The sequence below is a fragment of the Streptomyces sp. NPDC050806 genome (assembly GCF_055586425.1).
Genome location: NZ_JBVJIF010000009.1, coordinates 343644 through 369704 on the forward strand (window position 1 = coordinate 343644; position 26061 = coordinate 369704).

Genomic DNA, 26061 nt, shown 5'->3' on the forward strand with positions numbered 1-26061 from the left:
CGCGGCTCAGCGTGCCGGGCCCGCCGCGGTGAACGGCCCGTGCGGCGCGGCGAAGAGGGAGGCGAGGACGAGGTGGGCCGCGCCGAGCGCCACCGCGTGCGGGCCTCCGGGCGCGGCCACGACCGGTACGGCGCGGGCGCCCCCGGCACCGTGCGCGCGCAGCTGGCCGTCGAGCGAGGCGGCGACCCCGCGTACGTACGTATCGGGGTCGGCCAGGACCGTACGCCCGCCGAGCAGGACCCGGTCGACGTCGAGCAGTTCGACGAGGTTGGCCGCGCCGACGCCCAGCACGCGTGCCGCCTCCGCCGGGTCGCCCACCGCCACCGCGGCCAGGCAGAGCGCCTCGACGCAGCCGCGCTTGCCGCAGCCGCACGGCGGCCCGTCCAGCTGCACCACCTGGTGCCCGAATTCGCCCGCTCCGGTCCTGGCCCCGCGGTGCACGGCGCCGTCGAGCACCAGCCCGGCGCCCAGCCCCGTACCCAGGTGCAGATAGCCGAACGAGCCGGCGCCGCGCGCGTGCTGCGCCAGGCCGTGCGCCGCCGCGTTGGTGTCCTTGTCCAGCACCACCGGCAGGCCGAGCCGTTCGGCGAGCGCGTCGCGGAGCGGGTAGCCGTCCCACTGCGGCAGGCCGGTGACCCGGTGCAGGACGCCCGTCCGGTGGTCCAGCGGGCCGGGGCAGGCGACGCCCGCGCCGATCACCTGCGCCTCGGGCGCCGCGGCACGCACCTCGGCGACCCGGTCGGCGGCGGCCGCCAGCACCTCGTGCGCCCCGGCTCCCAGGTCCAGCGGCGCGCGGCGGACCGCGACCGGCTCGCCGGCCAGGTCGGCGAGGACCGCGACGCTCTCGTCCCGGTCCAGGTGCAGCCCGATCGCGTGCCGGGCGCCGGGGACCAGTCGCAGGACCGTACGGGGCTTGCCGCCGGTGGAGGCGCGCCGGCCGGCCTCGGTGGCGAGCCCGTCCTCCCGCAGCCGTGCGGTGATCTTGCTGACCGCCTGCGGGGTGAGCCCGCTGCGCTCGGCCAGCTCCAGCCGGCTGACACCGCCGTCGCCCGCGGCGCGCAGCAGCCCTAGCAGCACGGCCGCGTTGTGCCCGCGGAGCAGGGGGAGGTTGGCGCCGCCGGGCGTCGTCGGTGCCGGGTCGGAGTGGGGAGGGTTTTCGCTGCTCACTCCTCCATTCTCCGCATCGCTTGCACTTTGGCAACAGCGTTGCTTAAGTGGGAGTCATGAGCAGCCCGAGCGACTCCACCGGTACCGCACTCCCCGGCAGCCCCCTCCGCGTCGGCCTCATCGGTTACGGCCTGGCCGGCTCCGTCTTCCACGCCCCGATGATCGCCGCGACCGAGGGCCTGGTCCTCGACACGGTCTCCACCTCCAGCCCCGACCGGCAGGCGCAGGCCCGCGCCGAGCACCCGCAGGTGCGTACGGTCGCCGCCCCCGACGAGGTGCTGGCCCGCGCGGCGGAGCTGGATCTGATCGTCCTCGCCTCCCCCAACAAGACCCACGTCCCGCTCGCCACCGCGGCCCTGGAGGCCGGCCTGCCGGTCGTCGTCGACAAGCCGCTCGCGGCGACCGCGGCCGAGGCCGAGCGGCTCGCCGCGCTGGCCGAGGAGCGCGGGCTGCTCCTCTCCGTCTTCCAGAACCGCCGCTGGGACAACGACTTCCTGACCCTGCGCAAGCTGGTCGAGGAGGGCGCGCTCGGCGAGGTGTGGCGCTTCGAGTCCCGGTTCGAGCGGTGGCGGCCCAAGCCCAAGGGCGGCTGGCGCGAGTCCGGCGACCCGGCCGAGATCGGCGGACTGCTGTACGACCTGGGCAGCCACGTCGCCGACCAGGCCCTGGCCCTCTTCGGCCCGGTCGTCTCGGTGTACGCGGAGTCCGACGTGCGACGCGCCGGCGCCGAGGCCGACGACGACACCTTCCTCGCGCTCACGCACGCGAACGGCGTCCGCTCCCACCTGTGGGTGAGCGCCACCACCGCGCAGCTCGGCCCGCGCTTCCGGGTGCTCGGCAGCGAGGCCGGTTACGTGAAGTACGGCCTGGACCCGCAGGAGGCGGCGCTGCGCGAGGGCGTCCGGCCCGGCGCCGGCACCGAGTGGGGCGTGGAGCCGCAGTCCTCCTGGGGCCGCATCGGCGCCGGGGAGTCCCCGGAGACCGGCGGCGGCGAGCCCGTGCCGACCCTGCCGGGCGACTACCCCGCGTACTACGCCGCGGTCGCCGAGGCGCTGCGTACCGGCGGCACACCGCCGGTCACCGCCCTGGAGGCCGCCGCGGCGCTGCGCGTCCTGGAGGCCGCCAGGCTCTCGGCCGCCGAGGGCCGCACCGTCCGGATCGAGGCCACCCGATGACCGCCGACGACATCGACACCCTGGAGGAGCACGAGCGCCGCCTGGTCTTCGACCGCTTCGGCAACGACGACGCCTGGGCGCTGGGCTCCCTCCTCGTCGGCCTGGCCCGCGAGCGGAACGCGGCGGTGACGGTCAGCATCCGGCGCGGCTCCCAGCGCCTCTTCCACTGCGCGCTGCCCGGCACCAGCGCCGACAACGACGCCTGGCTGGACCGCAAGTGCCGGGTGGTGGAGCGGTACGGCGAGGCGTCCTTCCTGGTCGGCGCGCGCTTCCGGGCCAAGGGCCGGACCTTCGAGGAGTCCTCCCGGCTGGACCCCGACACCTACGCGGCACACGGCGGCGCCTTCCCGATCCGCCTGCGCGGGACCGGGGTCGTCGGCGCGGTGGCCGTCTCCGGCCTCCCCCAGGCCGACGACCACGCCCTCGTCGTCGAGGCGTTGGAGCGATTCCTGCGCCCCGCCTGACGCAAAGCGTGCGCCCCGCCCCCGGAAACGGGAAAGCTGTGGGGGAACCGACGAGAGAGGCGGTAACCCCCATGGCGCGGACGGGCGGGGCGGGCTGGACCGGAACATCACGGCGCACCGTCCTGGCGGCGGGGCTCGCCGCGGGGCTGACGCCGCTGGTGGCGGGGTGCCAGGCGGGCGACGACGGGCGGTCGCCGTTCACCGGCGAGGACGGCGCGGGCGACAAGGTGCTCGCCGTGAAGATCGACAACGTCGCCGCAGCGCGGCCGCAGACCGGCCTGGAGAAGGCCGACATCCTCTACACCGAGCAGGTGGAGGCGGGCCTGTCCCGGATACTGGCCGTCTTCGCCGCCCACCTCCCCGACCGCGTCGGCCCGGTCCGCAGCGCCCGCGAGTCCGACCTCGAACTGCTCCGCCAGTTCGGCAACCCGGCGCTGGCCTACTCCGGAGCGCAGGCCAAGCTCCGCCCCACCCTGGAGTCGGCGCCCCTCGTCCCCCTGCCGCCGGGCGAGGCGCCCGACGCGTACGTCCGCAGCGCGGACCGCGCCGCGCCGCACAACCTCTACCTCCGCCCGGCCCGCGCCCTCGAAGCCGCCTCGGGCGCCTCGGCCCCCGCCGACATCGGCTTCCGCTTCGGCTCGGCCCCCTCGGGCGGCACCCGCACCAGCCGGCAGGACGTCAGCTACCCCGCGGCCCGCTTCGGCTTCACCTGGTCCGAGCCCCGGAACCGCTGGCTGGTCTCGATGGACGGCACGCCCTTCCGCACCACCGGCGCCGGCCGGCTGGGCGTCGCCACCGTGGTGATCCAGTACGTGACCGTCCGCTCCTCCCGCCTGCACGACAAGTGGGGCAGCGTCACGCCGTACACCGAGACCGTGGGGTCGGGGGACGCGCTGGTCCTCCGCGACGGCAAGAAGTACGAGGCCCGGTGGTCACGCGCGGCCGCCGACGGCGGCACCGCCTTCACCACCCCCGACGGCAACCGCCTCGCCTTCCCCCGCGGCCCGGTCTGGGTGGCCCTGACCCCGGAGAAGGGCTGAGGCGCGGACGCCCCGCGGGCCACCCGGCGGCGCGTCAGGCGTCCTTCAGCTCCTGGCGCTGCCGGCCCAGGCCGTCGATCTCCAGCTCGACGACGTCGCCGGCGCGGAGGTAGGGCTTGGGCTCGGCGTGGCCCATGGCGACGCCGGCCGGGGTGCCGGTGTTGATGACATCGCCGGGGTACAGCGTCATGAAGTGGCTGAGGTAGCGGACGACCTCGGCGACCGGGAAGATCTGCTCGGCCGTGGTGCCGTCCTGCTTCAGCTCACCGTTCACCCACAGGCGAACGCCGAGCGCCTGCGGGTCGGGAACCTCGTCGGAGGTGACCAGCCAGGGGCCCAGCGGGTTGAACGTCTCGCAGTTCTTGCCCTTGTCCCACTGGCCGCCGCGCTCGATCTGGAACTCCCGCTCGGAAACGTCGTGCGCGATCGTGTAACCGGCGACGGCCGCGCGGGCCTGCTCGTCGGTCTCCAGGTAGCGGGCCGTGCGGCCGATGACGACGGCCAGTTCGACCTCCCAGTCGGTCTTCTCGCTGCCACGGGGTACGAGCACGGTGTCGTCCGGGCCGACGACGGTGTCCGGGGCCTTCATGAAGACGATCGGCTCGGCGGGGATGGCCGCGCCGGTCTCCCGGGCGTGGTCGTGGTAGTTCAGCCCGATGCACACGACCTTGCCGATGCCGGCGAGCGGCGCACCCGTCCGCAGTCCGGCAGGGTCCAGTGCGGGCAGCCCGCCGGACGCGGCCGCCTCCCGTATCCGGGTCAGCGCGGTCTCGTCGGCGAGCAGCGCCCCGTCGATGTCCGGCACCAGTTCCGACAGGTCACGCAGGGTTCCCGACTCGTCGAGCAGCGCCGGGCGTTCCGCCCCCACCGGTCCGACACGCAGCAGCTTCATCGATTCAACTCCCGTGGTCGTGTGCGAAGGGTCGGCCCGGGAGGGTCTCCCGGGCCGGCCGATGGGTGCGGCCATCGAGCGATTCGGATGATCGTCCAAGAACGAGGTCCCGCCCGCAAGACCCCGTTCACGTACTGGACCTTTACTCAGCAGTAGCAGTACGTGACTTGGCGCCGCCGACGGCCGGCCGGGCGGCTTCGGCGGCCGGTTCCCGGTCGCGCGTCAGCAGCGCCCGCTCGCACACCGTCCACGCCGTGGACGTGACGACGTACAGGCCCGCGGCCAGTGGCACGACGGCCACGGTGACCAGGGTGCCGAAGGACAGCAGCGGCGCCAGCCTGGTCATCGCGGCCATGCCCGGCACCTGCTCACCGGTGGCGTCGGCCCGGGCCGCCGCCGTCGCCCGGCGGGTCCGCCGGAAGTTCAGCGTCGCCACCGCCGCGACCAGCGCGAAGAGGGCCACGTACACCAGCCCGTACGGGCCGAACGGGCCGCCGTCGGCGAGCGCGTCTGCCCAGTGACCGCCGAGCGGGGCGCCCAGCAGCCGCTCCCCCAGCAGCCCGGAGCGGGCGGAGGTGAAGAGGTGGTACATCAGGAAGAAGACCGGCAGCTGGAGCAGCATGGGCAGACAGCCGGCCAGTGGCGAGGCGCCCGCGTTCCGGTAGAGGTCCGCCAGTTCGCGCTGCATCCGCTCGGGATCCTTGGCGTGCCGGCGGCGTATTTCGGTCATCCGCGGGGCCAGCGCGGCCCGGGACTTCTCCCCCCGTACGGCGGCCCGGGAGAGCGGGTGCAGGGCGGCGCGCACGGCGAGCGTGCAGACGACGATGGCGGCGGCGGTCGCCGAGGCGCCGAACACCGGGGCGAGCACGTCGGCGAGGTGGCCGAGCGCGGCGCCGAGCGTGGCGAAGACGGACATGAAGGAGCCCTCCGTGGGGTCACGTCGCTGACCGGAAGAAAGTCGACTTCCGGAAGAAAGGGGTGAATCTCGGCGTGACGAGCCACGTGGGCAGACCCGTGCGTGCGCGGATGCGCGGACGGGCCCCGTGCGGGGCGAGGTGGAGCAGCGCCTTGCGAGCGCCTACGCGGCCGTCGGGAGACGGCCGCCCGGTGCCCTCGGCCGCGGCCGGCCGGCGGCGTCGGGATCGCGCTGCGGCAGGAAGGCCGTACGGCGTTCCCGGTCCCGGATGGCGGTGCGCACCCGGTGCGGCGGCTCGGCGCGTGCCAGCGTCGCGACGAGCACGGCGCTGCCGCTGAGCAGGAGGGCCGCGGTGGCCGCTGCCACGGTCAGCGCCGTGTCCGGCCCGCTCTGCGCGAGCACCAGCCCGGCGAGCAGGAACAGGAGCGCGCCGACGTACAGCCGCCGGTCTGCGATGCGCTGCACGCGTGCCCCCTCTCCCGCTCGGCTTTGTCCTCTTCCGCTCAAGAGTAACCACAGATCTGTGCAGTCGGGGTTCCCAGCGGGTAACTTTCCCGCTGCCACCGGCCACTCGGACCGGGGTGAACCAGGGAGGTGCCGTGCGCGAGATCAGTACGCCCGCCCTGGTGGCCGCGGCCCGTAACGGCGGCCTCGCCGACTCCGTCCACGAACTGGCCGAGCGGGTGCCGGCCCTCCCCGTGGCGGCCCGGCGGGACCCCGCCGACCCCGCCCGCTGGCGGCCGGTGACCGCCGACGCCTTCCGGGCCGAGGTGCTGGCCCTGGCCAAGGGCCTGCTCGCGGACGGCGTGCGCCCCGGCGACCGGATCGCGGTGATGTCCCGCACCCGCTACGAGTGGACGCTGTTCAGCTATGCGGTCTGGTCGCTCGGCGCGCATCTCGTACCGGTCTACCCCACCTCCTCCACCGAGCAGCTGCACGCGCTGCTGGCCACCACCGGGGCGCGGACCGTCGTCATCGAGAACGAACAGCACGCCATGACCGTGGCGTCGGCCTGCGACGCGCAGGTCCGGCTGCGCCGCGTCTGGCAGCTGGACCAGGACTGCGTCGGCCGGCTCGGCGAGCTCGGCGGCCGGCTGGCGGACGAGGACGTGCACCGGCTCCGCCGGGCCGTCGTCCCGCGGGACACCGCGGCCGTCGTACAGACCTCCGGCACCACCGGGCGGCAGCGCGGCTGCGTGCTCACCCACGGCAACCTCGCCGCGGAGGCGGACACCCTGCTGGCGGGCTGGGGACGGCTCGCCGGGCCGCCCGGCGAGCAGCCGTCGATCCTGGCGTTCCTGCCGCTCGCGCACAGCTACGGGCTGATGGTCCAGGTCGCCTGCCTGCGCGGGGGCATCCTGCTGGGCCACGAACCGGAGCTGACCCCGCAGGCCCTGCTGCCCGCGCTCGCCTCCTTCCGGCCCACCTTCCTCTTCGGCGTCCCCTACGTCTTCGAGAAGATCTACGACACCGCGCGCCGGGTCGCCGAGGAGCACGGCCGGCTGCGGATGTTCGACGCCGCCGCGTCCACCGCGCTCGCGTACGTGCACGCCGTGGAACGCCAGGAACAGGGCCGCGGGCACGGCCCGGGGCCCGCCCTGCGCGCCAAGCACGCGCTGTACGAACGGCTGGTGTACGGGCGGATCCGCGGGGTGCTGGGCGGCCGGGTGCGCACCGCCGTCTCGGGCGGTTCACCGCTCCGTGCCGACCTCGGGCGGATCTTCGCCGGAGCCGGGCTGACCATCTACGACGGGTACGGGCTCACCGAGACCAGCGGCGCGGTGACGGCGCAGCCGCCGGGCCGGGTGCGGTTCGGCACGGTCGGGCGGCCGCTGCCGGGCTGCGCGGTACGGATCGCCGAGGACGGCGAGGTGTGGGTGCGCGGGGACGTGGTGTTCACCGGGTACGTCGACGAGCGGGGCAGCGCGCCCCACGACGGCTGGTTCGCCACCGGCGACCTCGGGCTCCTGGACGAGGACGGCCACCTCGTGATCACCGGCCGCAAGAAGGACATCATCATCACCAGTGGCGGCAAGAGCGTGGCGCCGCAGGGGCTGGAGGAACGGATCCGGTCCCATCCCCTGGTCTCGCAGTGCCTGGTGGTCGGCGACAACCGGCCCTACATCGCGGCGCTGATCACCCTGGACCCCGACGCGCTGGAGCACTGGCGGCGCTACCGCGGCGGATACCAGCACGCCCGGCCCGGCGAGCCGCCGGAGGAGGGCGTGCGGGCGACGGTGCAGCGGGCGGTGGCGGTCGCCAACGCGTCGGTCTCGCGCCCCGAGTCGATCCGCGCGTTCCGCATCCTGCCCGGCGAGTTCAGCGTCGCCGACGGGCTGCTGACGCCCTCCCTGAAGCTGCGCCGCAGGGCCATCGAGGCGGCGTACGCGCAGGAGATCGACGCGCTGTACAGCCGCTGAGCGGTGCCCGCGCGCGGGCACGGCCCCGCCGGCGTACCGGGCCGGGGCAGGCGGGCCCCGCCGCACCGTAGCAGCGCCCGCGCCGCTCCGGCCGTTTCTTGTCCGGGCATGAGGACCCCGCGTTCCGCCGCCCGCCACCGGCCTAGCGTCCCAGTCGTCCCCACCGGACCGACCGGGAGGTTCAGTTGCGTTCCCTCGCCCGCCTGTCGTCCCCCGCATCCCCCGCCGACGCGCGGGCGCTCGCCACCGGGCTGATCGTCGCCGCCCTCGCGGCCACCTTCGTCGCCCTGCTGCTGCCCGTCCAGCTCTTCGGCCAGAACACCTCGGTGGCCGCAGCGGCGGCCGGCTGGGAGGACGACGGCGGCGGCACCGTCCGCACCCCGTACGGCCCGCTGACACCCCTGGACCGGGACTTCGTGCGCAAGGTGCGGCTCGCCGGGCTGTGGGAACTGCCCGCGGGCCGCCAGGCGCGGGAGCGCGGTACGCGCAAGGCCGTGCGGACCGCGGGCGACCACCTCGTGGCCGGGCACACGGAGCTGGACCGGCTCTCGGTGCGGGCCGCCCGTGACCTGGGAATGCCGCTGCCGGACGAGCCCACCGCACAGCAGCAGGGCTGGCTCGGCCGGCTGGACGCGGCGCGCGGCCAGGAATTCGACCGGCGCTTCGCGCAGTTGCTGCGCCGCGCGCACGGCAAGGTCTTCGGGCTCGTGGCGCTCGTCCGGGCGCAGAGCCGCAACGCGATGGTGCGGCGCCTGGCCACTCGTACGAATGCGGTCGTCCTGGACCACATCACGGTCCTGGAAGGTACCGGCCTGGTCGACTTCGGCAACCTGGCGGCGGCCCGCCCCCGGCAGCCGTACGTTTCCCCGAACACGCGGCCGCACCCCCACCTCACTCTCCTCAGCACTTCCCACCACTCCCCACGAAGCGAAGTGATCGCATGACTCCACAGGCCCATAAACGCTCGCGCCTGACCACCCGGCTGGTGGCCGCGGCCGCCGCGCTGCTGCTGGGCGGCGGCGGGACCGCGCTGATAGCCGCCGGCGCCTCGGCGGACGGGACGGACGGAAACGGCCCGGGACAGCGCGACGACGGCCGGGCGGCCGGGGCTGCCGCGGCGGCCACCGTGTCCTGTCCGGACGTCGGCGACCGGCTGCGCCAGGTGCCGCGCGGCGCGAAGCTCCCGGTGTCCCGCGGGCTCGCGGCGCTGGACCGTCAGGTGGCGGCGGCGTACGAGAAGATGACGGCGGGCGGCCGCGGCAGCGGTACGGACGCCGTGCTCGGGCAGCTGCGGCAGCAGCGGGAGAAGACCATCGGGGCGATGGCCGACGCGATCGGCAGGTCGGCGCCGCGCCCCGACGCGCTGCTGAACATGAGTGCCTGCCGGATGAAGTCCACGGGACAGCCGGTGTCGGTCGGCGAACCGGCCCCGGACCAGGGACAGGCGGACGACGGCGGTCAGCAGCAGGGCGGCGGCCAGGACGGCGACGGTCAGGAGAACGGCGGTCAGCAGCAGGGCGGCGGGCAGCCGCCGCCCGTCGGCGGTCCCTCGCCCGACGACTTCGCCGACATCCGCTCCGTACAGCCCAACGCCCAGCAGCCCCCGCAGGGCGAGGGCGCGTCCACCGGCACCTTCGTCTCGGAGTGCGGCACCAACGAGGAGGGCCACTTCAACTCCGACAACGTCATCGTCACCCCCGGCGTCAGCAACGGCGCGCACCACACCCACGACTACGTCGGCAACGAGTCCACCGACGCCTTCTCCACCGACGAGAGCCTGGCCGCCTCCGGCACCACCTGCGGCAACGGCGACCTGTCCACGTACTACTGGCCGGTGCTGCGCGTCCTGGACGGCACCGCCGAGCACAAGCCCGGCGCGGGCCACGACGGCAACGTGGGCTCGGTCCTCACCCCGTCCGACGTGCAGCTCACCTTCAGCGGCAGTCAGGACGGCGACGTGACCGCGATGCCGCGCTTCCTGCGGATCATCACCGGGGACGCCAAGGCGTTCACCAACGGCCCGGCCAACGCCAACGCCTCCTGGAGCTGCACGGGCTTCGAGGACCGGCAGCTGAAGGACAAGTACCCGATCTGCCCGGACGGCTCCGACGTGGTGCGCACCTTCAACTTCCAGAGCTGCTGGGACGGGCAGAACACCGACAGCGCCAACCACCGGACGCACGTGGCCTTCGCCCAGCAGGACGGCTCCTGCCCGGCCGGCTTCCGCGCCGTCCCGCAGCTGCAGGAGAAGATCACCTACGACGTTCCGGAGGGTGAGCAGTTCGCGGTGGACAGCTTCCCCGAACAGCTCCACAAGCCGGTCACCGACCACGGCGACTTCATCAACGTCATGCCGGACCAGCTGATGGACCAGGCCGTCGAGTGCATCAACAGCGGCCGCGACTGCGACTGAGCCGCCGCGGTGGTCCCGGGCACGCGCGGCCCGGGACCACCGCACCGACGCCGCCCGCCGGGACCCACCCGGCGGGCGGCGCGCTCAGAGCCCGTTGACCCGTGCCTCCCTGGCGATCCCCAGGGGCCGGACGCCGGTCACCGCCCCGGCCCGGCGCCCCGGCCGGGAGCGAAACCGCCGCACCCGGGCCAGCAGCCGCCGGCTGCGCAGCGCCATCTCCAGCTCGAAGCGGGTACGCGGGTCACGCAGCGCGGGGCCGAAGAGCTTCTCGATCTGCCGCAGCCGGTAGCGCACCGTCTGCGGATGCACTTGGAGCACCTTGGCCGCCTCCGGCGCGCCACCGCCCTCCAGCCAGGCCAGCAGCGTCACCTCCAGCCGTTCGCTCTGCCGGGGCGTCAGCTCCTCCAGCGGGCCGAGCCAGCGTGCGGTCAGCGCCCTGATCAGTGACTCGTCCTGCAGAAGCAGCAGCGCGGAGAGATGGTCGTCGACGAAGACCGGGCGTACGTCGGGGCCGCCGCGCCCCGGGCCGAGGGCCAGCAGCGCCCGGGCCCAGCGCACCGAGGACGCCGCGTCGTCGGCGGGCACGGCATGGCCGACCGCCGCCGCGCGGCCCTTCAGCGCGGCCTCCAGCCGGGGCCGGGTCTGCGTCCCGGGGTCCGGCACGAGGAGGCAGGTGGTGCCGTCGACGGTGCCGACGAGCGCGTCGCCCAGCGCCGCGGCCAGCTGCGGCGCCTCGGCGGCGGAGCCGAGCACGACGGCCCGCAGGGAGGCCGGTACGGGCCAGCCGGCGCACCGGGCGGGTTCCGCCAGCGCGGCGGCCGACAGCGGCTGCTGTCCGGTGAGCGCGCCGAAGAGGACCTGGCGGGCGCGGGACACCGGCATCGGCGTGACGACGAGTCCGGCCGGCCGGCGTTCGCGCTCCGTCCGTTCCTGATAACCGAGCGAGGTCAACAGGGCCTGTTCCATGGCCCATTGCGCTTCCTCTTCCTTCGGGGATTCCGCGAGAAGGGCGGAAAAGGCGGGAAAAGCGATACGCAGCTCTTCCACCATCTTCTCGGCGAGCGACGGGAGTTCCTTTCGCAGAACCCGGGTCCACTCACCTCGGGGGCGTGACCAGATGCGGTTCAGGAGTTCACACATCGCTACCTCGTTTCCTGCCGTCGGGGGGCGGCTGGGATACGGCCGTTGTGCCTGAGGGCCAGTGTCTGAGTCGGCATCATCCGCACCGGGACGGACGACGGCGATGCCGGTGCAGGAATTTGTCACAGCGCGCTAAAGGCCCGGAAGGGGCCGGACGCGTCCGCGATGCTGCCGGACACATCGCCGACGGTACGTACGGCAATTCCCCGCCCTTTCCGGGGCGTTGTGCATCCTTCCGCTCGATTTCCGTGGAGACCCGATGCCCGCGCCAGTCCCGCGCACCCGCCGCCGCCCGCATTCCGCTCCCCGCGCCGGGAGACGACCCCCGCTGCGACCCGTCCTGCCCGCCGCGCTGCTGCTCTTCCTGGCCGTCCTCGCCCGCTCCGGCGCCGCCGGCCGGGCCGCGGACTTCCTGGACTTTGGAGCCGGGGTGCTCGCCCTTGTCGCGCTGACCGGCACGGTGGTCTGGGGGCTGGCCGCCACCGACCGGCGGGTGCTCGCCTCCGGACACCGGCTGCTGGCACAGGCCGTGCACCGCGGCACCGGCGTGGCGGGCCTCGGTTTCCTCGCCCTGCACATCGGGGTGAAGGTGGCCCGCGGCCAGACCACCGGGCGGGCCGCCGCGCTGCCCTTCGCCGACGGGGCCCGCCCGGCCCTGATCGGCCTGGGCACGCTCGCCGCTTACGGGTTCCTCGCGGTGGCGGTCACCGGCGCCGCGCGCACCGCCTTCACCGGCCGGGCCGCCGCCCGGTGGTGGCGCGCCCTGCACATGACCGCGTACCTGGCCTGGGGCGCGGCGCTGGTGCACGGCCTGCGCGCGGGCCGCCCGGCGGCGGGCTGGGTCACCGCCGGGTACGCCGGCTGCCTCGCGGCCGTCGCCCTGGTGCTCGCCCTGCGGTTGCGGGCGGGCCTGTCGCCACCCCGCACCGGCCGCCGCCACCGCCCCGCCGCACCGCTCCCCCCGAAGGGCCCGTCATGACCACCGTCCTGCGCCCCGCCGCCCCACGTGCCGCCACCGCCCCGCCCGCCACGCACGCGCCCTTACCGCTGCTCACCTCGCCCGTCTCGCTCGGCCCCGCGCGGCTGCTCGCCGGGCTGGCCGGTGGCGCCCGGCTCTCCCGGGTGGACCATCTGACCCGGCACGGCACCGCCCCCGTGCTCTCCGCCGCGGAACTGACCGCGCTCGCCGAGAACATCGGGCTGCGCGGCCGCGGCGGCGCCGGCTTCCCCTTCGCCCGCAAGGTCACCGCCGTACGGGAGGCGCTGCGCCGCTCGGAGGGCCGGGCCGCCGTGGTCGTCAACGGCACCGAGGGCGAGCCGGGCTGCCTGAAGGACACCGCGCTGCTGCTCCACGCGCCCCATCTGGTGCTGGACGGCGCGCTGCTGGCCGCGCACGCGCTCGGCGCGGGGGAGATCGCCGTCGGGGTGGCCCGCGCCGACGTGGCGGAGTCGGTCGGCCGGGCGATCGCCGAACGCGGCCCGATGTCGCTGCGGCTGCGCGTGGCCCGGCTGCCGGAGCGGTTCGTGGGCGGCGAGGGCTCGGCCCTCGTCGACGGCCTCGACGGCGGCCCGGGGCTGCCCTCCGGGCGCAAGGTCCGCTCCAGCGAGCGCGGCCTCGGCGGGCTGCCCACCCTGCTGTCCAACACCGAGACCTACGCGCAGCTCGCGGTCGCCGCCCGGCTGGGCGCGCTCGGCCACCGCGCCACCGGCGTCCCCGACGAGCCGGGCACCCTCCTGCTGACCGTCGCCGGCTGCCACGTCCTGGAAGCCCCCACCGGCGTGCGTCTGGACCGGGTGCTGGCGCACTGCGGCACCGGGCCGGGCCAGGGCGTGCTGATCGGCGGCTACCACGGCACGTTCCTCGCCCCGGCCGCGGCGCGCACCGTCACCCTGGACCGCCCCGCGCTCGCCGCGCACGGCGCCGTCCTGGGCGCGGGCGCCGTGCTCCCGCTGCCGGCAGGCACCTGCCCAGCCGGGGAGTGCGCGGCGGTGGCGCGCTGGCTGGCCGGGGAGTCGGCCGGCCAGTGCGGCCCGTGCGTGCTGGGCCTGCCCGCGCTCGCCGACGCGCTGGCTGCGGTGGTGCGGGGCGGCGGCGCGCGTGCCCTGGCGGCCGTGCAGGCCAGGACCCGGGCCGTGGAGCGGCGCGGCGCGTGCGGCCACCCCGACGGCACCGCCCGCTTCGTCGCCTCCGCGCTGGCCGCGTTCCCCGAGGAGTTCGCCGCGCACGCGCACGGCGGCGGCTGCGGACGCCCGGTCCTGGGCGCCCTGCCGCTGCCCGGGGGCGCCCCACCGCCCGGCGCCGCGGCCCCCGTCCCCCCGGCCGCGCCCGCCGCGCAACTGGTCGTGGACTGGACGCTCTGCCGGGGCCACGGGCTCTGTGCCGATCTCGCGCCCGGCGTCGTCCGCCTCGGCCCGGACGGCTATCCGCAGCAGGCCGCCATGGCGCTGCCCGCCCGGATGCGCCGCCGCGCCCAGCTCGCGGTCCGCCGCTGCCCGGCCCTCGCCCTGCGCGTCCGGTCCCCCGCCGAGTGACCCCGTACGGGCGTACGCCGATCCCGCTCCGCCCCCGTACTGCCCGTAGCGCACCGCCTTTTGACGTGAAGTGACAACTTTCGCGGGCGTTGAACGGTGGCAGCACCGCCTCCCGTATCCCCGTCCGTACCCCCGTCCCGACGGCACCTCCGCCGCCCCCACCGAAGGAGATCCCCATGAGCAACCGAGCCGCTCCGGTCAACCGGCGACAGGCGGGCATCGCCCTCACCGCCCTCGCCGTGCTCGCCCTCACCGCCGCCTGCGGCGACAAGGACTACGGCGCCGCCGGCAGTGACCAGGTCCAGCCCGCCGGCCAGGGCACCTCCGACAACGGCTACGGGTCGGGCGCCGCCAAGGACGGCGCGTACGGCGACGACGCGGCGGGCGGCGCCGCGGCCGGCGGGCTCGGCGCCGCCGCCGAATCCCTCGCGCTGAAGGAGGCACCGGGGCTGGGCAAGATCGTCACCGACGGCCAGGGCCTGACCCTGTACCGCTTCGACAAGGACACCCCGAAACCGCCGAAGTCCGCCTGCAACGGCGACTGCGCCTCGACCTGGCCGCCGGTCCCCGCCGACGACGCCAAGGCCACCGCCGGCATCAACGCCGCCGACCTCGGCTCGGTGACCCGGTCCGACGGCAGCAAGCAGCTCACCCTCGGCGGCTGGCCCGTCTACCGGTACGCCAAGGACACCGCGGCCGGCGACACCAAGGGCCAGGACGTCGGCGGCGTCTGGCACGCGCTGGCGGCCGACGGCGGCAAGGCCGGGGAGGCAGCCGCGAAGAAGCCGCCGGCCGCCGCGCCGAAGGCGGACGTCTCGGTCGCCGACAACGCACAGCTCGGCAAGATCATCGTCGACGGCAAGGGCCGCACGCTCTACCGCTTCACCAAGGACAGCCCCTGGCCGATGAAGTTCGCCTGCGTCGGCGCCTGCCTGGACACCTGGAAGCCCGCCGGGCCCGCCGACAAAAAGAGGATCGAAGGGGTGCCGGCCAAGCTGATCACCACCGTCGAGCGTCCCGACGGCACGAAGCAGCTGGCCGTGGACTGCTGGCCGATGTACCTGTTCAAGGGCGACAAGGCCCCCGGGGACGTCAACGGCCAGGGCGTGAAGGGCACCTGGTTCGCGGTCGGCCCCGACGGCAAGAAGATCTCCAAGTCCGCCGGGGCCCCGAGCGCGTACTAGCGCGGCTCCATCTTCGCCAGCCGCCCCCACACGACCAGCCGGTACTTCGAGGTGTACTCCGGCGTGCAGGTCGTCAGCGTCAGGTAGTAGCCGGGCTCGCTGTAGCGGTGTCCGGGGTGGACGGAGCTGTACGGGACCTTCGCCAGCACCGTCCCGTCGGCGGGCGTGGTCCGCTGCAGGGTCCGGTCGACCACGTAGGTGTAGCGGGCGTCGGCGGTGTCGATGCGTACGGTGTCGCCGGCCCGCAACAGGTTCAGCCGGCGGAACGGCTCCCCGTGGGTGTTGCGGTGCCCGGCCAGCGCGACGTTGCCCGCCCGTCCGGGCTGCGCGGTCTGCGGGTAGTGCCCCACGTACCCCTTGTCGAGCACGCCCGCCCTGCCGATCCCCTCCGCGACGGGCGCGGTGACGCCGAGGCGGGGGATGCGCAGCACGGCGTACGCCAGGTCGTGGCGCGGGGCCGGCGGCGGCTCGGCCGACGGCGACTCCTCGATCACCGTGTCGTGCCTGATGGCCATGTCCGACGGCGACGGCAGCGGTGCGAAGGACGGCGGCGTACCGCGCCACTCCCGCTCCAGGTCCGACACCTGCTGCCGGGCGCTCGCCTGCGCCTGCCGGTTGGTCCACCACAGCTGGTGGACGACGAGCAGCAACAGGATCACGCCGCACGTCACCGCCAGCTCGGCGGCGGTCCACACCAGCCGTGCGGCGGACCGCCGCCGGCCCCGCCGCCCCTGCACCACCACCGGTATCCGCTCCCGCACGCGGGGCACCGTACGGCGTGCGGGCGGCAATCACCAGAGCGACGGCCCCGCTTCAGCCGCCCAGCGCGTGGGACACCGCGTAGATGCACAGACCCGCCAGCGCGCCCACCACCGTGCCGTTGATCCGGATGAACTGCAGGTCCCGGCCGATGTGCGCCTCGATCTTCTTCGAGGTCTGCTCGGCGTCCCAGCTCGCGACGGTGTCGGTGATCAGCAGCGTGATCTCGTCCCGGTACGTCGTGACGACGTACACCGCCGCGCCCTCCAGCCAGCCGTCGACCTTGCCCTGCAGCCGGTCGTCCGCCGCCAGCCGCTTGCCCAGCGACAGCAGCGCGCCGCGCACCCGCTGCCGCAGCTCGCTCCGCTCGTCCTCCGCCGCGGCCACCATCATGGCGCGGACCGAGCCCCATGCCGACGCGATCAGGTCCTGCACCTCGCCGCGGCCGAGCACCTCCGACTTCAGCCGCTCCACCCGCGCCCGGGTGTCCGTGTCGGACTGCAGGTCGCCCGCGAAGTCGGTGAGGAAACGGTCCAGCGCGCCGCGCGCCGGATGCTCGGGCATGTCCCGCATCTCCGTGACGAACCGCAGCAGTTCCTTGTAGACCCGGTCGCCGACCTTGCGGTCCACGAAGCGCGGGGTCCAGCCGGGCGCGCCGCCCGCCACCGCCGACATGACGGAGTCGGAGTGCAGGACCAGCCAGTCGTGCGCCCGGGCGCAGACGAGGTCCACCAGCCGGGTGTGGCCGCCGTCGGCGACGACCTTCTCCAGCATCGCGCCGAGCCCCGGGGCGATCTCCTGGGCGTCGGCGCGGCGGGTGATCGCCTCGCCGACCACCGCCTGCACGTCGGAGTCGCGGAGCACCGTCAGCGCGCCGCGCAGCGCCGTGGCCAGCTCGGCGGTGACCCGGTCGGCGTGCTCGGGCTCGGCGAGCCAGCGGCCGACCCGGCTGCCGATGCCGACCTTGCGCAGCCGCTGCCGCACCACCTCGCCGGAGAGGAAGTTCTCGCCCACGAAGTCGCCGAGGCTCTGCCCGAGCTGGTCCTTCTTCGTCGGGATGATCGCGGTGTGCGGGATGGGCAGGCCGAGCGGCCGCCGGAACAGCGCCGTCACCGCGAACCAGTCCGCGAGGGCGCCGACCATGCCCGCCTCGGCGGCCGCCGCCACATAGCCGGTCCAGCCGCCGGCCCCGGCGGCGCCCGCCCACTTCGCCAGCGCGTAGACGACGGCCACGGCCAGCAGCAGGCCGGTGGCGAAGGTCTTCATGCGGCGGACCCCGCGCCGCTTCTCCTCGTCGGCCTCGTTGAATGTGAAACCGGCCACAGGATTCGCGGCGGTTCCGGCCGCCGGCCCGCCCTCCGCGCCGGTGGCCAGGTCCGTCTTCGTGCGTTCCATCCGCTCCATCCGTTCGACCGCCCCGGGTGTATGTCCAACTGTGACCTAGTCCTGGTTCCCTTCCTGGAACGAACCACGAGTTCCCGTCGTCCCACAGGTCGAGCGCATCGCCCCGCCGCCGTCCCGGCGGCGAGGGAGCCGCCCGGCGGCCGTGGCGTCCACCATGGGATCATGGAGGATCGATCGGACTGCGACGGCGCTGCTGATCAGACGCTGCCCTTGCCCATCCGGAGCCAGCGGCTCCGCCTGCCCCAGGAGAACGCCCCCGCATGAACAAAAGTGTGGGTTACGCCCTGCTCGCCGGTCTGGCGGCAGTGGTGGTCCTCGTATCGACCGCGATCTTCGTCGGGTTCGGCGGCGACGGCGGCGGCACCGGCAGCGACCCGCACAGCCCGCGGAACTCCGCGGCTCCCGCCGTCTCCGGCCAGTGGGTGGGCACCTGGGCGGCATCGGCCGCCGCCGCCGAACCGGGCACCCTCGACGGATACGCGGGGATGTCGATACGGAACGTGATCCACACCAGCGTCGGCGGCACCAGCGCCCGCATCCAGCTCTCCAACCTCTACGGCACCCGACCGCTGGCCATCACCCACGCCACCATCGCCCTGGCCGCCGCGCCGAACAACCCGACCGCGACGGCCGGCACGATGCGCCGCCTCACCTTCGGCGACCGCCCCTCCGTCGTCATCCCGGCCGGCGGCGCCATAGCGAGCGACCCCGTACGGCTGGACGTGCCGCACGACGCGGACCTCCTGATCACCACGTACTCCCCGGCGCCCTCCGGCCCCGTCACCTACCACCCGTACGCCCGGCAGACCTCCTACCTGGCGCGCGGCGACCGGGCCGCGGCCGAAGCGGGCACCGACTTCACCGAGCAGAGCCCGTACTGGCGCTACCTCACCGGCGTCGACGTCTGGAGCCGCGAGGCCAAGGGCTCGGTCGTCGTCATCGGCGACTCCATCACCGACGGCATCACCTCCACCATGGGCGCCAACCACCGCTGGACCGACTTCCTGGCCCAGCGGCTGCGCGAGGAGCCCGGCGCGCCCCGCCTGGGCGTCCTCAACCAGGGCATCAGCGGCAACCGCCTGCTGATCGACGGCAGCCGCTACTCCCCCAACAACGGCCCCAGCGTGCTCACCCGGCTGGACCGCGACGCGCTGTCGCGGACCGGGGTCAAGGCCGTGATCGTCGAGATCGGCCTGAACGACCTCTTCAAGACCCCGCGCCAGTGGGACCCGAAGAAGCTGGTCGCCGGCATGCGGAAGGTCGTCAAGCAGGCGCACGCGCGCGGCCTGCGGGTCACCGGCTCCACGCTCACGCCGTTCTACGGCCACCGCGGCTACTCGGTCCGCATGGACCAGGTGCGCCAGGCGGTGAACGCGCAGATCCGGGCCGGAAACGTGTACGACAACGTGGTCGACTTCGACAAGGCGCTGCGCGACCCGGCCCAGCCGAACCGGCTGCTCCCCCAGTACGACTCCGGGGACCACCTGCACCCGAGCGACGACGGCTACAAGGCGATGGCCCTCGCGGTGAACCTCAAGCACCTCAAGGGCTCGGCCCCGGCCTCCCTGTAGGACGACGGGCGGCGGTCAGCCCAGCTCCTTGCGCCGCCGCTCCTTCTCCAGCGCCCTGCGCTCCCGCCGCTCGGCCTTCAGGCGCTCCTTCTCCGCCCTGGTCGGCTTCCGCTCGACGCCGACGCCGCCCCAGAACGCCAGGCCCGTCACGATCACCCGGGGCGCGCCGGGGTCGCCCGCCACCCCGGCCTCCCGGTGGTCGAAGCCGCCCATGATGCCCACGCCGCGCACGTCGACCTCGACGCCCGGCGGCACGACGACGTGCACGCCGCCCATGATCGCGACGCAGTTGATCACCACCTCGCGGTCCGCGAACCGGGCCTCGCGCAGGTCGATCTCGCCGCCGCCCCAGAAGGCGACCGCCGTGAACCGCCGCCCCACGGTCCACCGCCCGGTCCGCTGAAAGCCGCCCAGGATCCCGATCCCGGTCGACGAACTGCCCTCGCCGCCCACGATCCGCTCCGCCCAGGCAGGCGCGACGGCGTCCCGGGGCGCGGCGACGGGCAGCACCGGCACCTCCCGGCCGCCCACCGGCAGATCCGCCGTCAGCGGCTCCAACTCGCCGTACGTACGCGCCTGGTACGCCGCCTCCAGCCGCTCGTCGAATTCCTCCATCCGCAGCCGCCCCTCGGCGAGCGCGTCCCGCAGGATCTCCGCGACCCGGTCCCGGTCGGCATCGGAGGCCCGCAATTCGGGGAGTTCCTCATTCATGGCGAAAGACTAAGCAGCAAACGAGCCGTCCGGCCCTACTTCGCGGCGCTTCGGGTGTACATCCGCGCGATCACGTCCTCGATGTCCGGCTCGCGTACCGAGAGGTCGACCAGCGGCCATCGCTCGGCGACCGCCGCCACCACCGGCGCCGCGCTCTGCGACGCCGGGAAGGCCAGCCACTGCCGCGGCCCCTCCACCCGTACGGTCCGCGCGCCCGGTACGCCCTCGATCGGCGGCAGCTCCCGCTCCAGGTCCACCACCAGCGTCCGCTCGCTCTCCCCGACCCCGTGGAGCCCGTCCAGGTCGCCGTCGTACACCAGCCGCCCGTGGTCGATGACCATCACCCGGCGGCACAGCTGCTCGATGTCGGTCAGGTCGTGGGTGGTCAGCAGGACGGTCGTGCCGAGCGTGGCGTTCACCTCGCGCAGGAAGTCCCGCACCCGCGCCTTGCTGATCACGTCCAGCCCGATCGTCGGCTCGTCCAGGTACAGCACCTCCGGATCGTGCAGCAGCGCCGCCGCGATGTCCCCGCGCATCCGCTGCCCCAGCGACAGCTGCCGCACCGGCGCCGTCAACAGGGGACCGAGGTCGAGCAGTTCCACGCACCGGTCGAGGTTCTTGCGGTACGTGTCGTACGGCACCCGGTACATCCGCCGCACCAGCTCGTAGGAGTCCTTCAGCGGCAGGTCCCACCACAGGGTCGTGCGCTGCCCGAAGACCACGCCCATCCGGCGGGCCAGCCGGGTGCGCTCCCGAGAGGGATCGATGCCCGCGACCCGGACGCGGCCGGCGCTGGGCACGAGGATGCCGGTCAGCATCTTGATCGTGGTCGACTTCCCCGCGCCGTTCGGCCCGATGTACCCCACCATCTCGCCGCGCCCGATGCGGAACCCGATGCCGTCCACCGCCCGCACCTCCTGCTTCACCCGGCGCAGCCGCCCGGCCTTGCGGCGCACCCGGAAGACCTTCTCCACCCCTTCCAGTGCGATGAATTCCGGCCGCTGTCCATCCGTCGCCGGCCCGTCCGTCGTCATGTCAGCTCCCCGTGCTCCGGTAACCCCGCAGACCCGCCCGCCACGCCAGCGCCGCGCCCCCGCACATCACCGCGGCCACCACGGGCCCCAGGAAGTCCACCCAGCCCGGGAGCCCCAGCGGGTCGTCCCGGCCGAGGAGGCGGAGCGCCGGCAGCCAGTTCACGAAGGCCAGCGGAATGATGTACGTGACCCCGCGCACCAGGTCCTTGGCGAAGACGGTGGGCGGGTACTGCAGCATCGCGTTTCCGCCATATGTGAAGGAGTTCTGCACCTCGGCGGCGTCCTGGGCCCAGAACTGGAAGGCCGCGCCCAGCGTGAAGATCGCACCGTAGATCGCGGCCCCGCCCACCAGCATCGCCGCGACCATCACCACCCGGCCCGGCGTCCAGTCCACCGGGACCCGGGACAGCGCCCAGCCCAGGACCACCGCGGCCTGCGACAGCCGCCCGATCCGGCGCAGCGCGAACCGGTCGGCGGCGACCTGTACGTACACCGGCGCCGGGCGGACCAGCAGGACGTCCAGCGTGCCGTCGCGCACCCGCGCGCCGAGCCGCTCCACGTTGCCCAGCAACAGGTCCGCGAGGCCGAGGGCCGTGGCCGACGCTCCGTAGAGCAGGGCGACTTCGGGCAGCCCGAATCCGCCGAGCTCGTCGATGTGCGAGAACATCAGAAGGATCGTCACGAACTCCAGGCCGCTGCCCGCGGCATTGCCGAAGGCCATGATCGCAAACGACGCCCGGTAGGTGAGTGTGGACCGGACCCACATCGCTACGATCAGCAGGTACGCCCGTATGCCGTGCCGCACCGGCGCGGCCCGCCCGAAGGACTCAGCCACCCTGCACCACCACCTTCCGGGTGGCCGCCGACTGCACCAGCCGGCCGACCGCCAGCAGCACCGCCGCCCAGCCCGCCTGAAAGCCCAGCGCCCCCAGCACGGCGATCCCTTCGTACCGCCCCAGCAGCACGTCGGCCGGTACCTGGAGCACCGACGCCCACGGCAGCATCCGTACGACCTCGCCGAAGTCGCCGGGGAAGGCCCGCAGCGGCAGCAGCATCCCGGAGAAGAACATCGCGGCCAGCCCGCCGAGCACCGCCACCCCGGCGCTGTCCAGCAGCCAGAACGCGGTGAGCGCGACGAGATAGCGCAGCGCGAAGCTGACCGTCACCGCGAGCACGGCGGACACCAGGAACGCGGCCCACAGCCCCGGCGCGGCGGGCAGTGCCAGGGGGAAGGCGAGGGCGCCGATCGCCATCGGCAGCACCCCGCGGCCGAGCAGCTGGCAGGCGGCCCGGCCCAGGTCGGCGGAGAGCCACCACAGTTGGAGGTCGGCGGGGCGGTACAGGTCCACCGCGATGTCGCCGGTGCGGATGCGCTCCTGCAGCTCCTCCAGGCCGCCGTTGACGGCCAGCGAGACCGTCGCCAGCAGCGCCTGGCCGACCCAGACGAAGGTCAGCGCCTGCGCCTGGTCGTACCCGCCCAGCTGCGGCCGCTGGTCCCACAGGGCCAGGTAGGCGTAGGCGATGATGAAGCCGAAGACGGTGTTGGTGAACACCCCGGCGGCGGTGGCGGTGCGGTAGGTGACGTACCGCCGGAAGCCGCCCCGGACCACGGCCGCGTACAGCGCGAGGCCGCCACCGCGCTCACGAACTGCCACGCGCACGCTTCCGTCCCCCGAGGTGTGAGGCCAAAACAACGGAGCCTAGCTCCGCCGTTGGTGGGGGCACCACGGGTTTATCACCCGATCCAGTGAGGGAGAGAACCCATTCGGCCGGTCACAGACCGGTCACATGTGCGTGCCACCCTCTTGGGTCGGCCCGCAGGATGCGAGAGTTTCTCAACGGGCGACACTTGCATTTCGGAAGACAAGACCTTTTTCCGGCGTAGGGCGCGAATCGCCCGCTACGACACCGATCCGCCGCGGCACAACCATCGGCGGCGGCCGAGGAGTCACTACAGACATGAACGACGATCCGCAGCAGGACGGCCGGGGAAGTAACGGTTCCCCCGACGGCGAACCGGGCGCCGCCCCGCCCTCCGGCAAGAAGGGCCGCCCCCGCCGCACGGGCTGGCGCCGCTTCCTGCCCACCTGGCGCATGACCCTCGGCGGCATCCTGGTGATCCTGCTGCTCATCGTCGGCGGCTTCATCGCCGGCTATCTCCTCGTCGGCATCCCGCCCGCCAACCAGGCGGCCAAGGCCCAGAGCAACGTCTTCCTCTTCTCCGACGGCACCCAGCTCGCCCGCGACGGCGCGGTGAACCGCGAGAACGTCAAGCTCGACCAGGTACCCAAGACCGTCCAGCACGCCGTGCTCGCCGCGGAGGACCGCAACTTCTACAACGAGTCCGCGGTCAACCCCGTCGCCATGATCCGCGCCGCCTGGAACACCGTCATCGGCAAGGGCAAGCAGTCCGGCTCCACCATCACCCAGCAGTACGTCAAGAACTACTACCTCGGCCAGGAACAGACCGTCACCCGCAAGGCCAAGGAGTTCTTCATCGCGATCAAGCTGGACCGCGAGGTGAGCAAGGACGAGATCCTGGAGGGCTACCTCAACACCAGCTACTACGGCCGCAACGCCTACGGCATCCAGGCCGCGGCCCAGGCGTACTACAACAAGGACGTCAAGGACCTCAACGCCGCCCAGGGCGCCTACCTCGCCACCCTCCTGAACGCCCCCAGCCAGTACGACATCGTCGTCCACCCGGAGAACCGCAAGCGCGCCGAGGCCCGCTGGAACTACGTCATGGACGGCATGGTCAAGAAGGGCTGGCTCAGCGGATCGGCGCGCGCGTCGACCAAGTTCGACCCGCCCGGCGAGGCCAAGACCCCCTCCGGCCTCTCCGGCCGCCGCGGCTACTTCGTCAACGCCATCAAGGACTACCTCCGCGACAACGACATCGTCGACGAGGACGATCTCAACGGCGGCGGCTACCGCATCACCACCACCATCGACAAGAAGAAGCAACTGGCCCTCGAAAAGGCCGTCGACGACCAGGTGATGGACCAGCTCGACAAGAAGAACCGCGACGCCGACAAGAACGTCCGGGCCGGCGGCGCCTCCATCGACCCCGCCACCGGCAAGGTCGTCGCCATGTACGGCGGCATCGACTACGCCAAGCAGTTCGTCAACGGCGCCACCCGCGCGGACTACCAGGTCGGCTCCACCTTCAAGCCCTTCGTCTTCGCCTCCGCCGTCGCCAACCACTCCACCACCCAGGACGGCCAGACGATCACCCCGCAGACCGTCTACGACGGCACCAACAAGCGGATGACCCTCAGCGACGGACAGCCCACCGGCTTCGCCCCCGCCAACGAGGACGACCGCTCGTACGGCCAGATCACGGTCAGCGAGGCCACCGACAAGTCCGTCAACGCCGTCTACGCCCAGATGGGCATCGACGTCGGCCCCGACAAGGTCCGGGAGACCGCCGTCGACCTCGGCATCCCCCGCGGGACCCCCGGCCTCGCCGAGTCCCAGGGCGCCATCTCGCTCGGCACCGCCACCCCCAGCGTCCTGGAGATGACCAGCGCCTACGGCACCCTCGCCCACCACGGCAAGCGCGTCCCGTACACCTTCGTCCAGAAGATCACCAAGAACGGCGAGAAGGTCGGACTGCCCATGCGGGCCGAGCAGACCGCCATGCCCCGCGAGGCCGCCGACACCACCACCTCCATCCTGCGCAGCGTCGTCGAGAGCCCCGGCGGCACCGGCGCCGCGGCCCAGGCCGCAGGCCGCCCCGCCGCCGGCAAGACCGGCACCGCCGAGGAGGACAAGGCCGCCTGGTTCGCCGGCTACACGCCCGACCTGGCCACCGTCATCGCCGTGTTCGGCCAGGACCCCAAGACCGCTTCCCAGGAACCGCTGTACGGCGCGGGCGGCCTCGCCCGCATCAACGGCGGCGGCTGGCCCGCCCAGATCTGGGCCGACTACACCGCGGCCGCGCTGAACGGCAAGGCCGTCGAGGACTTCGACCTGGAGCTGGAGAGCGGCGCCCAGGAACCGGTCCCCACCGACACGGCACCGCCCACCGCGCCCGGCGAGACCGGGGTGCCCACCGCCCCGACCGAGACCACGCCCCCGGACTCGCCCCCGGTCACCACGCCGCCCCCGTCCACCGTCGAACCGCCGGAGCCCACCTTCCCGAGCGAACCGCCGCCCACCTCGGCCCCCACCGAGGACTTCCCCACGGTCGAGCCCGGCGGCGGACCGGGTGGCGGCGGCGGGCCCGGCGGCGGACCCGGCGGAGCACCGGGAACACCGTCCGACGACTGGGAGTAACGGCAGCACACGCCAAGGGGCCCGGAGCACGCCGACAGGACGTGCCCCGGGCCCCTTCGCCGCGCTCAGTGACCCGACGTCGCCTTCAGACCCACGACGGCCACCAGCAGCAGACAGATGAAGAAGATCCGGGCCGCGGTCGCCGGCTCACCCAGCACCACCATGCCCACCACCGCCGCACCGGCGGCGCCTATGCCCACCCACACGCCGTACGCCGTACCGATCGGCAGCGTCCGCGCGGCGACCGACAGCAGGGCCATGCTCACCACGATGCCCGCGCCCGTGAACAGGCTCGGCCACAGCCGCGTGAACCCGTCGGTGAACTTCATCCCGATCGACCAGCCGACCTCCAGCAGACCGGCGACCAACAGCAGAACCCATGCCATGACGGCACCTCCGTGACAAGCGCGCACACGCGTGCATCTACAGGGGTGCGTCGTCTTGTCATGACCCGGTACGGCGCGTCTCGTCGGGATGTCTCCGACCATAGCAAGCCATGCCGAAACGGGCGGTGACGCCGGTCACCGCCCGTAGAAAATGCTGGTCAGGGCCTTACGGTACGAACATCAGGGGCTTTACGGGAGGCACCCGGGGCAGGCTCAGAGATACAGCCCGGTGGAGTCCTCGGCGCCCTCCAGGCGCTCCGCCGCCACCGCGTGCAGATCGCGCTCCCGCATCAGCACGTACGCGACGCCGCGCACCTCCACCTCGGCGCGGTCCTCCGGGTCGTACAGCACCCGGTCCCCCGGCTCGACGGTACGGACGTTCTGCCCCACCGCCACGACCTCGGCCCACGCCAGCCGGCGGCCGACCGCGGCCGTCGCCGGAATGACGATGCCACCGGTCGAGCGCCGCTCGCCCTCGGCGATATCGGTACGGACGAGCACCCGGTCGTGCAGCATCCGGATCGGCAGCTTGTCGTGGGTGTCCTGAGTGTTGTTCGGGCTCACGGCTAGAC

Annotated in this window: 24 protein-coding genes and 1 riboswitch; of the genes, 11 read left to right on the forward strand and 13 right to left on the reverse strand. The window is 73.9% G+C overall.

All coding sequences use genetic code 11. The features are described 5' to 3' along the window. Positions 1 to 6: 6 nt before the first annotated feature. Complete coding sequence (locus ACZ6WH_RS28720) at positions 7 to 1167, reverse strand: ROK family transcriptional regulator (protein ID WP_469731788.1); 1161 nt, start codon at positions 1165 to 1167, stop codon at positions 7 to 9. A gap of 56 nt (positions 1168 to 1223) precedes the next feature. Between ACZ6WH_RS28720 and ACZ6WH_RS28725 the strand changes: the two genes are divergently transcribed. From ACZ6WH_RS28725 to ACZ6WH_RS28735, 3 genes are all read left to right on the forward strand, one after another. Beyond that, entirely contained in the window at positions 1224 to 2342 is a 1119-nt protein-coding gene (locus tag ACZ6WH_RS28725) for a Gfo/Idh/MocA family oxidoreductase (RefSeq protein ID WP_469731790.1), read from the forward strand. Beyond that, positions 2339 to 2806 carry a heme-degrading domain-containing protein gene (locus tag ACZ6WH_RS28730; RefSeq protein ID WP_469731792.1) on the forward strand — a complete coding sequence of 156 codons (468 nt, stop codon included), beginning with the start codon at positions 2339 to 2341 and terminating at the stop codon, positions 2804 to 2806. Before ACZ6WH_RS28725 ends, ACZ6WH_RS28730 begins: the two co-directional genes overlap by 4 nt. A 71-nt stretch (positions 2807 to 2877) precedes the next feature. Then, complete coding sequence (locus ACZ6WH_RS28735; protein WP_469731794.1) at positions 2878 to 3846, forward strand: DUF3048 domain-containing protein; 969 nt, start codon at positions 2878 to 2880, stop codon at positions 3844 to 3846. A 34-nt stretch (positions 3847 to 3880) separates the two neighbouring features. On the opposite strand, the gene ACZ6WH_RS28740 is transcribed toward ACZ6WH_RS28735, so the two are convergent. From ACZ6WH_RS28740 to ACZ6WH_RS28750, 3 genes are all read right to left on the reverse strand, one after another. Next, entirely contained in the window at positions 3881 to 4738 is an 858-nt protein-coding gene (locus ACZ6WH_RS28740; RefSeq protein ID WP_469731796.1) for a fumarylacetoacetate hydrolase family protein, read from the reverse strand. 142 nt (positions 4739 to 4880) lie between these two features. Continuing rightward, on the reverse strand, positions 4881 to 5654 hold the full coding sequence (locus ACZ6WH_RS28745; RefSeq protein ID WP_469731798.1) for a YidC/Oxa1 family membrane protein insertase: 774 nt from the start codon (positions 5652 to 5654) through the stop codon (positions 4881 to 4883). 162 nt (positions 5655 to 5816) lie between these two features. After that, positions 5817 to 6119, reverse strand: coding sequence for a DUF6412 domain-containing protein (locus ACZ6WH_RS28750; protein WP_469731800.1), 303 nt, complete (start codon positions 6117 to 6119; stop codon positions 5817 to 5819). Positions 6120 to 6253: 134 nt separating this feature from the next. Between ACZ6WH_RS28750 and ACZ6WH_RS28755 the strand changes: the two genes are divergently transcribed. From ACZ6WH_RS28755 to ACZ6WH_RS28765, 3 genes are all read left to right on the forward strand, one after another. Beyond that, a complete protein-coding gene (locus tag ACZ6WH_RS28755) occupies positions 6254 to 8074 on the forward strand; it encodes an AMP-dependent synthetase/ligase (protein ID WP_469731802.1) in 1821 nt (606 codons plus the stop codon). Positions 8075 to 8259: 185 nt separating this feature from the next. Further along, a complete protein-coding gene (locus tag ACZ6WH_RS28760) occupies positions 8260 to 9018 on the forward strand; it encodes a DUF4142 domain-containing protein (protein WP_469731804.1) in 759 nt (252 codons plus the stop codon). Then, positions 9015 to 10487 carry a DUF1996 domain-containing protein gene (locus ACZ6WH_RS28765; protein WP_469731806.1) on the forward strand — a complete coding sequence of 491 codons (1473 nt, stop codon included), beginning with the start codon at positions 9015 to 9017 and terminating at the stop codon, positions 10485 to 10487. Before ACZ6WH_RS28760 ends, ACZ6WH_RS28765 begins: the two co-directional genes overlap by 4 nt. Before the next feature lie 84 nt (positions 10488 to 10571). On the opposite strand, the gene ACZ6WH_RS28770 is transcribed toward ACZ6WH_RS28765, so the two are convergent. Then, the gene (locus tag ACZ6WH_RS28770) at positions 10572 to 11453 is read right to left on the reverse strand and encodes a PucR family transcriptional regulator (protein ID WP_432854841.1); all 882 of its coding nucleotides are present in this window, start codon (positions 11451 to 11453) and stop codon (positions 10572 to 10574) included. A gap of 433 nt (positions 11454 to 11886) precedes the next feature. On the opposite strand from ACZ6WH_RS28770, the gene ACZ6WH_RS28775 reads away from it, so the two are divergent. From ACZ6WH_RS28775 to ACZ6WH_RS28785, 3 genes are all read left to right on the forward strand, one after another. After that, positions 11887 to 12606, forward strand: coding sequence for a hypothetical protein (locus ACZ6WH_RS28775; RefSeq protein ID WP_432854844.1), 720 nt, complete (start codon positions 11887 to 11889; stop codon positions 12604 to 12606). After that, a complete protein-coding gene (locus tag ACZ6WH_RS28780; protein WP_469731809.1) occupies positions 12603 to 14159 on the forward strand; it encodes an NADH-ubiquinone oxidoreductase-F iron-sulfur binding region domain-containing protein in 1557 nt (518 codons plus the stop codon). The genes ACZ6WH_RS28775 and ACZ6WH_RS28780 overlap by 4 nt, the downstream gene beginning before the upstream one ends. 176 nt (positions 14160 to 14335) lie before the next feature. Next, the gene (locus ACZ6WH_RS28785; protein ID WP_469731811.1) at positions 14336 to 15343 is read left to right on the forward strand and encodes an SCO0930 family lipoprotein; all 1008 of its coding nucleotides are present in this window, start codon (positions 14336 to 14338) and stop codon (positions 15341 to 15343) included. On the opposite strand, the gene ACZ6WH_RS28790 is transcribed toward ACZ6WH_RS28785, so the two are convergent. Both ACZ6WH_RS28790 and ACZ6WH_RS28795 read right to left on the reverse strand, forming a co-directional pair. Continuing rightward, positions 15340 to 16104: a class E sortase gene (locus tag ACZ6WH_RS28790; protein WP_469731813.1), complete on the reverse strand. Its 765-nt coding sequence runs from the start codon at positions 16102 to 16104 to the stop codon at positions 15340 to 15342. The genes ACZ6WH_RS28785 and ACZ6WH_RS28790 overlap by 4 nt on opposite strands. A 52-nt stretch (positions 16105 to 16156) precedes the next feature. After that, the gene (locus tag ACZ6WH_RS28795) at positions 16157 to 17506 is read right to left on the reverse strand and encodes a DUF445 domain-containing protein (RefSeq protein WP_469731814.1); all 1350 of its coding nucleotides are present in this window, start codon (positions 17504 to 17506) and stop codon (positions 16157 to 16159) included. 260 nt (positions 17507 to 17766) lie between these two features. Here ACZ6WH_RS28795 and ACZ6WH_RS28800 point away from each other — a divergent pair, with 260 nt between their 5' ends. Further along, entirely contained in the window at positions 17767 to 19077 is a 1311-nt protein-coding gene (locus ACZ6WH_RS28800; RefSeq protein ID WP_432854855.1) for an SGNH/GDSL hydrolase family protein, read from the forward strand. Between the two features lie 15 nt (positions 19078 to 19092). Here the strand turns inward: ACZ6WH_RS28800 and ACZ6WH_RS28805 are convergent, their stop codons facing one another. The 4 genes from ACZ6WH_RS28805 to ACZ6WH_RS28820 all read right to left on the reverse strand — a co-directional run bounded on the left by ACZ6WH_RS28805 (position 19093) and on the right by ACZ6WH_RS28820 (position 22477). Further along, the gene (locus ACZ6WH_RS28805) at positions 19093 to 19788 is read right to left on the reverse strand and encodes a DUF1707 SHOCT-like domain-containing protein (RefSeq protein WP_469731816.1); all 696 of its coding nucleotides are present in this window, start codon (positions 19786 to 19788) and stop codon (positions 19093 to 19095) included. Positions 19789 to 19823: 35 nt separating this feature from the next. Beyond that, on the reverse strand, positions 19824 to 20822 hold the full coding sequence (locus ACZ6WH_RS28810) for an ABC transporter ATP-binding protein (protein WP_432854859.1): 999 nt from the start codon (positions 20820 to 20822) through the stop codon (positions 19824 to 19826). A gap of 1 nt (position 20823) precedes the next feature. After that, positions 20824 to 21588, reverse strand: coding sequence for an ABC transporter permease (locus tag ACZ6WH_RS28815; protein ID WP_469731971.1), 765 nt, complete (start codon positions 21586 to 21588; stop codon positions 20824 to 20826). 61 nt (positions 21589 to 21649) lie between these two features. Further along, positions 21650 to 22477, reverse strand: coding sequence for an ABC transporter permease (locus ACZ6WH_RS28820; RefSeq protein WP_469731819.1), 828 nt, complete (start codon positions 22475 to 22477; stop codon positions 21650 to 21652). Positions 22478 to 22781: 304 nt separating this feature from the next. On the opposite strand from ACZ6WH_RS28820, the gene ACZ6WH_RS28825 reads away from it, so the two are divergent. Further along, entirely contained in the window at positions 22782 to 25103 is a 2322-nt protein-coding gene (locus ACZ6WH_RS28825; protein ID WP_469731821.1) for a transglycosylase domain-containing protein, read from the forward strand. A 65-nt stretch (positions 25104 to 25168) separates the two neighbouring features. On the opposite strand, the gene ACZ6WH_RS28830 is transcribed toward ACZ6WH_RS28825, so the two are convergent. After that, positions 25169 to 25489: a DMT family transporter gene (locus ACZ6WH_RS28830; RefSeq protein ID WP_432854870.1), complete on the reverse strand. Its 321-nt coding sequence runs from the start codon at positions 25487 to 25489 to the stop codon at positions 25169 to 25171. Positions 25490 to 25533: 44 nt separating this feature from the next. Beyond that, a riboswitch (guanidine-III (ykkC-III) riboswitch) is annotated at positions 25534 to 25593 on the reverse strand. A gap of 109 nt (positions 25594 to 25702) precedes the next feature. Next, entirely contained in the window at positions 25703 to 26005 is a 303-nt protein-coding gene (locus ACZ6WH_RS28835; RefSeq protein WP_019711573.1) for a GroES family chaperonin, read from the reverse strand. Positions 26006 to 26061: the final 56 nt, after the last annotated feature.

Excerpts from the sequence above, each read along its gene's own strand:
- ACZ6WH_RS28725 (WP_469731790.1), top strand. The coding sequence starts at position 1,224 with ATGAGCAGCCCGAGCGACTCCACCGGTACCGCACTCCCCGGCAGCCCC.
- ACZ6WH_RS28730 (WP_469731792.1), top strand. The coding sequence starts at position 2,339 with ATGACCGCCGACGACATCGACACCCTGGAGGAGCACGAGCGCCGCCTG.
- ACZ6WH_RS28735 (WP_469731794.1), top strand. The coding sequence starts at position 2,878 with ATGGCGCGGACGGGCGGGGCGGGCTGGACCGGAACATCACGGCGCACC.
- ACZ6WH_RS28740 (WP_469731796.1), bottom strand. The coding sequence starts at position 4,738 with ATGAAGCTGCTGCGTGTCGGACCGGTGGGGGCGGAACGCCCGGCGCTG.
- ACZ6WH_RS28745 (WP_469731798.1), bottom strand. The coding sequence starts at position 5,654 with ATGTCCGTCTTCGCCACGCTCGGCGCCGCGCTCGGCCACCTCGCCGAC.
- ACZ6WH_RS28765 (WP_469731806.1), top strand. The coding sequence starts at position 9,015 with ATGACTCCACAGGCCCATAAACGCTCGCGCCTGACCACCCGGCTGGTG.
- ACZ6WH_RS28770 (WP_432854841.1), bottom strand. The coding sequence starts at position 11,453 with ATGGAACAGGCCCTGTTGACCTCGCTCGGTTATCAGGAACGGACGGAG.
- ACZ6WH_RS28775 (WP_432854844.1), top strand. The coding sequence starts at position 11,887 with ATGCCCGCGCCAGTCCCGCGCACCCGCCGCCGCCCGCATTCCGCTCCC.
- ACZ6WH_RS28780 (WP_469731809.1), top strand. The coding sequence starts at position 12,603 with ATGACCACCGTCCTGCGCCCCGCCGCCCCACGTGCCGCCACCGCCCCG.
- ACZ6WH_RS28785 (WP_469731811.1), top strand. The coding sequence starts at position 14,336 with ATGAGCAACCGAGCCGCTCCGGTCAACCGGCGACAGGCGGGCATCGCC.
- ACZ6WH_RS28795 (WP_469731814.1), bottom strand. The coding sequence starts at position 17,506 with ATGGAGCGGATGGAACGCACGAAGACGGACCTGGCCACCGGCGCGGAG.
- ACZ6WH_RS28800 (WP_432854855.1), top strand. The coding sequence starts at position 17,767 with ATGAACAAAAGTGTGGGTTACGCCCTGCTCGCCGGTCTGGCGGCAGTG.
- ACZ6WH_RS28805 (WP_469731816.1), bottom strand. The coding sequence starts at position 19,788 with ATGAATGAGGAACTCCCCGAATTGCGGGCCTCCGATGCCGACCGGGAC.
- ACZ6WH_RS28810 (WP_432854859.1), bottom strand. The coding sequence starts at position 20,822 with ATGACGACGGACGGGCCGGCGACGGATGGACAGCGGCCGGAATTCATC.
- ACZ6WH_RS28815 (WP_469731971.1), bottom strand. The coding sequence starts at position 21,588 with ATGTGGGTCCGGTCCACACTCACCTACCGGGCGTCGTTTGCGATCATG.
- ACZ6WH_RS28825 (WP_469731821.1), top strand. The coding sequence starts at position 22,782 with ATGAACGACGATCCGCAGCAGGACGGCCGGGGAAGTAACGGTTCCCCC.
- ACZ6WH_RS28830 (WP_432854870.1), bottom strand. The coding sequence starts at position 25,489 with ATGGCATGGGTTCTGCTGTTGGTCGCCGGTCTGCTGGAGGTCGGCTGG.
- ACZ6WH_RS28835 (WP_019711573.1), bottom strand. The coding sequence starts at position 26,005 with ATGCTGCACGACCGGGTGCTCGTCCGTACCGATATCGCCGAGGGCGAG.